The organism is Pandoraea sp. B-6, from assembly GCF_000282835.1.
Lineage (GTDB): Bacteria > Pseudomonadota > Gammaproteobacteria > Burkholderiales > Burkholderiaceae > Pandoraea > Pandoraea cepalis.
Window position 1 is genome coordinate 57,041 of sequence record NZ_KB290558.1, and the last position, 9,243, is coordinate 66,283.

General features: G+C 65.2%; 7 protein-coding genes. 5 read left to right on the plus strand and 2 right to left on the minus strand.

What is annotated here, in order from left to right; translation table 11 throughout:
* The first annotated feature begins 8 nt into the window (after positions 1-8).
* Positions 9-221 (plus strand): DUF1059 domain-containing protein, encoded by a 213-nt coding sequence (locus A985_RS0120820; RefSeq protein ID WP_026132227.1) that lies wholly within the window; start codon positions 9-11, stop codon positions 219-221.
* Between the two features lie 22 nt (positions 222-243).
* On the opposite strand, the gene edd is transcribed toward A985_RS0120820, so the two are convergent.
* Positions 244-2,091 carry a phosphogluconate dehydratase gene (gene edd, locus A985_RS0120825; RefSeq protein WP_017235309.1) on the minus strand — a complete coding sequence of 616 codons (1,848 nt, stop codon included), beginning with the start codon at positions 2,089-2,091 and terminating at the stop codon, positions 244-246.
* 232 nt (positions 2,092-2,323) lie between these two features.
* Here edd and zwf point away from each other — a divergent pair, with 232 nt between their 5' ends.
* From zwf to A985_RS0120845, 4 genes are all read left to right on the plus strand, one after another.
* Entirely contained in the window at positions 2,324-3,811 is a 1,488-nt protein-coding gene (zwf, locus tag A985_RS0120830) for a glucose-6-phosphate dehydrogenase (RefSeq protein ID WP_017235310.1), read from the plus strand.
* A gap of 64 nt (positions 3,812-3,875) precedes the next feature.
* A complete protein-coding gene (gene pgl / locus A985_RS0120835; RefSeq protein WP_017235311.1) occupies positions 3,876-4,553 on the plus strand; it encodes a 6-phosphogluconolactonase in 678 nt (225 codons plus the stop codon).
* Complete coding sequence (locus tag A985_RS26495; RefSeq protein ID WP_051060321.1) at positions 4,531-6,429, plus strand: bifunctional transcriptional regulator/glucokinase; 1,899 nt, start codon at positions 4,531-4,533, stop codon at positions 6,427-6,429. Before pgl ends, A985_RS26495 begins: the two co-directional genes overlap by 23 nt.
* Positions 6,430-6,451: 22 nt before the next feature.
* Complete coding sequence (locus tag A985_RS0120845) at positions 6,452-7,951, plus strand: AMP nucleosidase (protein ID WP_017235313.1); 1,500 nt, start codon at positions 6,452-6,454, stop codon at positions 7,949-7,951.
* Between the two features lie 17 nt (positions 7,952-7,968).
* On the opposite strand, the gene A985_RS0120850 is transcribed toward A985_RS0120845, so the two are convergent.
* Positions 7,969-9,222: an Hsp70 family protein gene (locus A985_RS0120850; protein WP_017235314.1), complete on the minus strand. Its 1,254-nt coding sequence runs from the start codon at positions 9,220-9,222 to the stop codon at positions 7,969-7,971.
* Between the last annotated feature and the right edge of the window lie 21 nt (positions 9,223-9,243).

The window sequence follows — 9,243 nt, forward strand, 5'->3', positions numbered from 1 at the left end:
AGACCATCATGACCCGCAAATTCATCGATTGCCGGGAATTCCCGAGCGCAATGAACTGTTCCGTAGCGCTATCCGCAGATTCCGAAAACGAACTGATGGAAGCGGCCGTGCAACACGCCATCACGGTTCACGGACATACCGATTCCGCCGAGCTGCGTTCGCAACTGCGTACGCTATTTCACGACGGGACACCGCCGATCGACGCACCACGTCACGCGTAATCGCACATCGTTCGCCGGACAGTCACGAGTGCTTCGGATACTCCGAGTCGTCGAACAGCACGCACGCGCCATGCGGTGCGGCGCCGACGTTGCGCCGGAATAGGCGGAATACGTTACGCCACGGGTCGAACGGCCGTTGCGGTTCCGGGGCCGGAGCACGCGCGGCGAGCGTGGCGTCGTCGACTTCGCAGTGCAGCAGGTTCTTCTCGCAATCGATCGTGATGATGTCGCCATCCTGCACGCGCGCGAGCATGCCGCCTTGCTCCGCCTCCGGCGACAGGTGAATGGCGGCGGGCACCTTGCCCGACGCACCGGACATTCGCCCGTCAGTCACGAGCGCCACATGATGGCCTTCGTCCTGCAGGAGGCCGAGCATCGGCATGAGCTTGTGCAACTCCGGCATGCCGTTGGCCTGCGGGCCCTGGAAACGCACCACGACGATGACATCGCGCGTCAGTTCTCCCGCCTTGAACGCCGCTTGCGCGCTCTCCTGATCAGAGAACACGCGTGCCGGAGCGCGAACCGTCTGATGTTCCGGCTTGACGGCGGATGACTTGATGACCGCGCGCCCCAGGTTGCCCGCGAGCATGCGCAAGCCGCCTTCGCGCGCAAACGGGCGCGATGCCGGGCGCACGATGCCCTCGTCGAGACTGTTGTTGGGGGCGTCCTGCCAGGAGAGCACGTCGTCGTGCAGCACGGCTTCCTGCGTGTATGGGCGTAGACCGTGCCCCATGACGGTGGTCACGTCATCGTGCAGGAATCCGGCGTCGAGCAACTCGCGAATCAGGAAGTTCAGGCCACCCGCCGCATGGAACTGGTTCACATCCGCCTTGCCGTTCGGATAGACGTGAGCGAGCAGCGGTGTGACGTCCGACAGCTCGGCGAAGTCCTGCCAGTCCAGCAGAATGCCGCCCGCATGCGCCATCGCCACCAGATGCAGCGTGTGGTTGGTCGAGCCGCCCGTGGACAGCAGGCCGACGACGCCGTTGATGAACGCTCGCTCATCGAGGATATGCGACGTGTTGATACCGGTCTTCGCCAGCGCCACGGCGCGCGCCGTGGCCGCCTGCGTGAGCGCATGACGCAGCGGCGTATGCGGATTGACGAATGACGCGCCGGGCAAGTGCAGCCCCATGAATTCCATGAGCATCTGATTGCTGTTGGCGGTACCGTAGAACGTGCAGGTGCCTTCGGTGTGATACGCGGCGAGTTCGGAGTCGAGCAGCGCCGCGCGCGTGACGCGGCCCGCAGCATACTCCTGCCGGATGCGCGACTTCTCGTCGTTGGGCAGCCCGGAGGGCATCGGGCCCGCCGGGGTGAAAACGGCGGGCAGATGGCCGAACGCCTGGGCGGCGATGACCAGCCCCGGCACGATCTTGTCACACACGCCGAGGAACATGGCGGCGTCGAACATCTGGTGCGAGAGCGCCACGACCGAGGCCATCGCGATCACATCGCGCGAGAACAGCGAGAGTTCCATGCCCGCATAACCCTGCGTGACGCCATCGCACATTGCGGGCACGCCACCGGCCACCTGTGCGCTGGCACCATGCGCCCGTGCTGCGGACTTGATGACGTCGGGGAACTCAACGAACGGGGCGTGCGCCGACAACATGTCGTTGTAGGCCGTGACGATGCCGATATTCGGCGTGCGCTCGGTGCGGATCTTGATGCGGTCGTCGGCGGGGGCGGCGGCCAGCGCGTGCGCGAGATTGGCGCAGCCGATCGACTCGCGACCGGGCTGCCCCTGCGTGGCGCGGGCCACGCCCTCCAGATAGGCCTGACGGCTTGAACGGCTGCGCTCGATCAGTCGCTGGGTCACACGCTCAACCACCGGATGCAGCGGTACATTTTGCGAAGACTGGGTCATGGGGTGTCCGGAACGTTGTAGGTCGCTCGACGTGGGTGATGTAGTCAAAGAACGAAACTTTGTTGATTTAAAGTGTAGTTAAACTACAATGCAGTGTCAAAGTTGCGCTTCTTCGGTGACATTCGGACATTTGCCGTGTCCGGCGGCCCATTCGCCGCTTGCTGGCTCGCCCGTTGGCGCGCCGAGCGGAGCCCGGGAGAAGCGTTCGGCCGCACGGGAGTCCACGCTGTCTATGACCACGCCTTCACCCTATACCTTTGTCTTGTTCGGCGCCACCGGCGATTTGTCACTGCGCAAGGTGCTGCCCGCGCTGTTCCGGGCGTTCCGCACGGGGCAATTGGGCGCCGATGCCGACGCTGGCGCCGGTGCGAGTACCGGCCGCATTTTGGCGATTGCCCGCAAGCCGATGGAGGCCGCCGCGTATCACAAGTGGTGCGAGGAACACGTGCGCGGGCACATCAAGTCCGATGTCTGGGACGAGGGCGCATGGTCGCGGTTTCTCGCCACCATCGACTACATGCCGCTCGATCTCGGGCGTGAAGCCGAATTCGGCGTACTGGCCGAGCGCCTCGCCCAACGGCAGGGCGTGCGCATCTTCTATCTGGCCACCGGCCCGTCGCTGTTCATCCCCATCTGCGAAGGACTGCGCAGCGCCAGGCTCAACGAGAACAGTCGGATCGTGCTGGAAAAGCCGCTCGGGCACGATCTGGCCTCGTCGGAGGCGATCAACGATGCGGTGGGCGCGAGTTTTCGCGAAGACCAGATTTACCGCATCGACCACTACCTCGGGAAAGAGGCGGTACAAAACCTGCTGGCGCTGCGCTTCGGCAACGCGATCTTCGAGCCGTTGTGGCGACGCGAGTTGATCGACAGCATTCAGATTACGATTGCCGAGGAAATCGGCGTCGAAGGGCGCGGCGAGTTCTACGAACAGACCGGCGCGCTGCGCGACATGGTGCAAAACCATCTGCTGCAACTGCTCGCCATCGTCGCGATGGAGCCGCCGCTGTCGATGGACGCCGACGCCGTGCGCGACGAGAAGCTGCGTGTGTTGCGCTCGCTGCGTCAGCTCGACGACGACACGGTCGCGCGCAACGTGGTGCGGGGCCAATACGGCGGTGGCGCGATCGGCAAGTCGGCGGTGCCGGCCTATGTCGACGAGCCGGGCGTGCCGCCGTCCAGCCAGACGGAGACGTTCGTGGCCCTCAAGGCCGAGATCGACAACTGGCGCTGGGCCGGCGTGCCGTTCTACCTGCGCACGGGCAAGCGGCTGGGCGAGCGCGTGGCGGAGATCGTTGTCAACTACCGCGCAACGCCCTATCCGTTGCTCGGCGAAGCCACGGCGCAGGCCGGCGCCAATCGTCTCGTCATCCGTTTGCAACCGAACGAATCGATCCGCCTCTACTGTCTTGCGAAGCAGCCGGGCGAAGGCATGACCCTGCAAACCGTTCACCTCGACCTCGCGTTCGACCAGTTCTTCAAGGGACACCGGATGGATGCGTACGAGCGCCTGCTGCTCGATGTCATCAACGGGCGTCTCGCGCTCTTTGTCCGTCGAGACGAGCAAGAGGCGGCCTGGCGCTGGGTCGCGCCGATCCAGGCGTACTGGTCGCGTCAGCACAAAGGGCCAAAGCGTTACGCCGCCGGCACCTGGGGGCCGCCCGCCGCAAGCGCGCTGCTGGCACAGTCCGGTACGAGCTGGGTCGAAGAAGACAACTGAGGCGGATCGCCGGGCGAGGCCCGGCGCGTCGATCCGACGTCATGTCAACCGGAGGCAAACACCCATGATCCACTGGCGCACCTTCCCCACCCGGCAGACACAGGCGCTGGCGCTCGCCAACGCCGTCGTTGCGCGGCTCGACGAAGCCTTGACGATTCGTCCGCGCGCGTTGCTGGCCGTATCGGGCGGCACGAGTCCGAAGGCATTTCTCTTGCAACTGGCCCGGCTTCCCGTGGCGTGGCGTGACATTGACATCACGCTCGTGGACGATCGCTGGCTGCCGCCCACGCACGCCGAGAGCAATGCCCGACTGGTGGCCGAGACACTGCTGCCCGGTGCGACGGGTGCGCACTGGTTGCCGCTGGTGGACACCGCGACGTCCGCCGCGCTGCAGGTGAGAACGCTCAACGACACGTGGAGGCATGGCGTGCCGCAAGTGGCCGTGCTCGGCATGGGCGAGGACGGCCATACGGCGTCGCTCTTCGCCGACGCGGCGCAATGGCACGACGCCATCGCCACACACGACAAATTCGTGCTCGTGCAGCCGCAGCACGCGCCGCACCTGCGCGTGTCATGGTCGCTCGCCGCGCTCGCGTCCTGCGAGCGCCTCTTGCTGCAAATTCAAGGCCCGGCCAAACGCGCCGTCTTCGAAGCGGCGCAGGCCGAGGTGCAGGACAACGCCATCTCCCGGCTGATCCACTGTGAAGGAGTGAACATCGATGTCTTCTGGAGTGAGGAATAATCCTCCACACGTAAGCGGTCCCCGACTGCTGGCCGACATCGGCGGTACCAACGCCCGGTTCGCGCTGGAAGTCGCACCCGGCGATCTCGTCGAGATCCGCGACTATGCTTGCGACGATTTCCCAGGCGTTCCCGAAGTCATCCGTGCGTATCTTGACGAGGCCGATCACGCTGAGCCGGTGCGGCATGCCGCGATCGCGATTGCGAATCCGATTGCCGGTGACGAGGTGCGCATGACGAATCGCGACTGGCACTTCTCGATTGAAGCGACACGTCGTGCGCTGCGCTTCGAGACGCTGCTGGTCGTCAACGATTTCACCGCACTGGCGATGGCGCTGCCTTACCTGTCCGAGGCACAGCGGCGTCAGGTGGGCGGCGGCGAACCGCAGCCGGGCGGTGTGATCGGCTTGCTCGGTCCGGGCACCGGCGTTGGGGTGTCCGGCTTGATTCCGGCGGCAGACCGCTGGATCGCGCTCGGCAGCGAAGGCGGGCACACGACGTTCGCGCCGGCGGACGAGCGCGAAATCGAGGTGCTGCGCTACGCATGGAAGCAGTTCCCGCACGTGTCGTTCGAGCGTCTGGTAGCCGGTCCCGGCATGGCGCTCGTCTATCAAGCCTTGGCGGCGCGAGACGGCCGCTCGGCGCCATCGCTGGAGACCCCCGCCATCGTAAAGCTCGCCCAGGCGGGCGATGCGCTCGCGCGTGAGACCGTCGATTGCTTTTGCGCGATGCTGGGCACGCTCGCGGGCAATGTCGCGGTGTCGCTGGGCGCGGTGGGCGGCGTGTACTTGGGGGGCGGCGTGATTCCGAAGCTCGGCACGTTGTTCGAGGACTCACCGTTTCGTCAGCGCTTCGAGGCAAAGGGGCGATTCGAGGCGTATCTGAAGGCGATTCCGACTTACGTCATTACGGCCGATCATCCGGCGTTCCTGGGCACGTCCGCCATCCTTGCCGAACAGCTCGGCACGCATGCGGCGGGCGCGGGCGCGCTGATCGACCGTCTGCATCGGTTGCGCGACCGGTTGAGCCCGGCCGAGCAGCGCGTGGCCGAACTCACGCTCAAGCAACCGCGTGCCCTGCTCGCGGAGCCGGTGTCGGAAATCGCGCGTCTGGCGCGGGTGAGCCAGCCCACGGTCATTCGTTTTTGCCGCAAGCTCGGCTGTCAGGGACTGTCGGACTTCAAACTCAAACTCGCGAGTGCGCTGACCGGCACGCTGCCGGTGCGTCATGGACAGGTGCACGTGGGCGACTCGGCGGCGGAATTCAGCGCCAAGGTGCTCGACAACACCGTGTCGTCGATTCTGCAGATGCGCGAGCATCTCGACGCGCGCACGCTCGAGGCGGCCGTCACCTTGCTCGATGGTGCCCGCCGCATCGAGTTCTACGGGCTGGGCAACTCCGGCGTGATCGCGCAGGACGCGCACTACAAGTTCTTCCGCTTCGGCATGCCGACCATCGCGTACGGCGACCCGTATCTGTTGCAGGCGTCGGCAGCGCTGTTGGGAGACGGCGATGTGGTGGTCGCCATTTCCGCGTCGGGCCGCTCGGCGGATCTGAACCGCGCGGTCGACATCGCCGTGGCGCGCGGCGCGAAAGTGATTGCGCTCACGGCGCGCAACTCTCCGCTGGCGCGCAAGGCGACGCTCGTGCTGCCCAACGATCACGTCGAGACGATGGGCGCTCACGTGACGATGATCGCGAGAATTCTGCACCTCGCGGCGATCGACGTGCTCGCCGTGGGCGTGGCGATTCGGCGCGCCGGGCCAGGGGCGGAGACGGCCGGCGAGGGCGCGCTCGATTGGCTTGGCCACGGCAGCGGACGGGACGCGGAGACGCCTGCCGGTCGTGTCACAATGGGCGCATACTCCCCCTCATGATTAAGACAGAAGAGGTTTGCGCATGTCCGAACAAGAACCGGTCCATGCCACCCGATCGATCGCGGATCCGGTGGAAGCCGTCGCCTACCTGAAGACGATTTACGATGCCAACACGGCGTACCTCCGCGCCGCTTTCGACCGCTTCGCCACGCAGAAGGAGGCGGCGCGGCGCGTGAGTGCGCACTATCCGTTCATTCGCATCACCACCGAAGACATTACCCAACTGGACAAGCGTCTGTCCTATGGCTTTGTGTCGGGGCCGGGCAGCTATCAGACGACGGTCACGCGACCGGATCTGTTCGAAAACTACTACGTCGAGCAGCTTCGCCGTCTGGCGCACAATCACGGCGTGGCCTTCGAAGTGGGCGTCTCCGACGAGCCGATCCCTGTGCACTTCGCCTATCAGGACGGCGTGTACCTCGAAGGCGATCTCGATCAGACACACCTGCGCGCCATGCGCACCGCGTTCGACGTGCCCGATCTGGCAACGATGGACGACAGCATCGTGAACGGCACGCGCGATCCCATGCCCGGCGAGATCTTGCCGCTCGCTCTGTTCACGGCGCCGCGCGTGGATTATTCGCTGCATCGTCTGCGCCATTACACAGCGACCTCGCCCGAAAATTTTCAGAACTACGTGCTCTTCACGAACTACCAGTTCTATATCGACGAGTTCGTCGAACTGGGACGCGAGCTGATGAGCGCGACCGACGATCCGGCCTTGCGCGAATACCGCAGTCAGTACACGGCGTTCGTCGAACCGGGCAACGTCACGCACTGGAACCAGAACATAGCCGCGCTCGACGCGCGGGGCACGCCGCCGCCGCGCCTGCCGCAGATGCCGGCATATCACCTCGTGCGCCCGGACAACACGGGCATCACGATGGTCAATATCGGCGTGGGGCCTTCCAACGCGAAGACCATCACCGATCACATCGCCGTGCTGCGCCCGCATGCCTGGGTCATGCTGGGTCACTGCGCAGGGCTGCGCAACTCGCAGCGCTTGGGCGACTACTGCCTGGCGCACGGGTACGTGCGTGAGGATCACGTGCTCGACGACGATCTGCCGCTATGGGTGCCGGTGCCGCCGCTGGCCGAGGTGCAGGTCGCACTCGAGCGTGCCGTGGCCGACGTCACGCAACTCGACGACTTCGAACTCAAGCGTGTGATGCGCACGGGCACGGTCGTCACGGTCGACAATCGCAACTGGGAATTGCGCGATCACCGCGAGCCGGTGCAGCGCATGAGTCAAAGCCGGGCGATTGCACTCGACATGGAGAGTGCGACGATTGCAGCGAACGGCTTCCGTTTCCGGGTGCCGTATGGCACCTTGCTCTGCGTGAGCGACAAGCCGCTGCACGGGGAGCTGAAGCTGCCCGGCATGGCGGACCGGTTCTATCGCGAGCGCGTCGACCAGCATCTGAAGATCGGCGTGAAGGCGATGGAGCTGCTGCGCAATAACGGTCTGGATCGTCTGCACAGTCGCAAGCTGCGCAGTTTCAACGAAGTCGCGTTTCAGTAACGGACGCCGGCGACCGCTCAGGAAAACACGCGCCTGGCGTGAATGCCCAGACCCAGCGCCACGCTGGCGAGACGGTCGCCGAATACCGGTGTTGCTTTCGGAAAGGCCGCGCACATGGCACCGGAAAGGCTGCGCAGCCCCGTGGAGCCGCCGGTGAAGTAGAGCGCATCGACATCTTCGGCGCGCAGTCCGGCCAGCGCCGCCGTATGCACGGCGCCTGCCGTGATGCTCGCGATTTCGTCGCTGACCGCTTCCACCAGGCCCGCTTCCGAGAACGCGACCGCGAGATCGCGTTCGATCACCGACAGATCGATGCGCGTCTCGCCGCCTGAGGCGACGTTGATCTTCGCGTCTTCGGCATGACCGACGAGCGCGTGTCCAAGGCGTTGCTCGACCGTGCGCATCAGGCGCCGGTGATGGGCAGGGTCGGCGTACAGATGCGCCGTGAGCGCCAGTTCGCCAACGCGCTTCGGCGTGTAGACCGTGTTGATCAGATGCCAGGTTGCCAGATCGAAATAGATCCGGTTCGGTACTTCCTTGCCGTCGGGACCGAGCGCCTTGTAACCGAGTTCGCGCAAGATCGTGGCCAACTCGATGCGGCGGTCGAAGTCCGTGCCGGCGATATGCACGCCGTGGTGGGCGAGCACGTCGTCCTTGCGATCGAGATGGCGTGCCCGTTCCGGTCCGACACGCACCAGCGAGAAGTCCGAGGTGCCGCCGCCAATATCGATGACGAGCACCTGCTGTTCATCGCTCAGACGCGATTCGTAATCGAACGCGGCTGCAATCGGCTCGAACTGGAAATGCACGTCATGGAACCCGACGTCGCGCGCGCTTTGTTCGAGCGAGCGTTGCGCGGCTGCGTCGGCGCGCGGATCGTCGTCGACGAAAAACACGGGGCGACCCATGACCACATGACGCAGGTCGCCGCCGCTGGCCTTCAGCGCGTGCGTGCGCAGATGGCGCAGGAACGTGGCGATGATGTCGATATAACGCATCGCCGACCCGTTACCGAGGTCGGTCGTGCTTTCGATCAGGGAGGAGCCGAGCAGGCTTTTGAGCGAGCGCATTAGGCGCCCGTCGTAACCATCGACGTAATCGGCGACGGCTTGACGGCCAAACGACACGCGGCCACCTTCATCGGCGTTGAAGAATACGGCGGTCGGCAGCGTGCCGTAGCCGGCTTCCAGCTCGACCAGACGCATGGCGGCGCCGTCTTGCACGGCGACGGCAGAATTCGAAGTGCCGAAATCGATGGCGCAGAAGCTCATGGCATTTGCGGCCCGCACAGG

What these genes read in the sequence shown, in the direction of transcription:
- pgl (WP_017235311.1), top strand. Translation starts at nt 3,876, where the DNA reads ATGATCCACTGGCGCACCTTCCCCACCCGGCAGACACAGGCGCTGGCG.
- zwf (WP_017235310.1), top strand. Translation starts at nt 2,324, where the DNA reads ATGACCACGCCTTCACCCTATACCTTTGTCTTGTTCGGCGCCACCGGC.
- A985_RS0120845 (WP_017235313.1), top strand. Translation starts at nt 6,452, where the DNA reads ATGTCCGAACAAGAACCGGTCCATGCCACCCGATCGATCGCGGATCCG.
- A985_RS0120850 (WP_017235314.1), bottom strand. Translation starts at nt 9,222, where the DNA reads ATGAGCTTCTGCGCCATCGATTTCGGCACTTCGAATTCTGCCGTCGCC.
- A985_RS26495 (WP_051060321.1), top strand. Translation starts at nt 4,531, where the DNA reads ATGTCTTCTGGAGTGAGGAATAATCCTCCACACGTAAGCGGTCCCCGA.
- A985_RS0120820 (WP_026132227.1), top strand. Translation starts at nt 9, where the DNA reads ATGACCCGCAAATTCATCGATTGCCGGGAATTCCCGAGCGCAATGAAC.
- edd (WP_017235309.1), bottom strand. Translation starts at nt 2,091, where the DNA reads ATGACCCAGTCTTCGCAAAATGTACCGCTGCATCCGGTGGTTGAGCGT.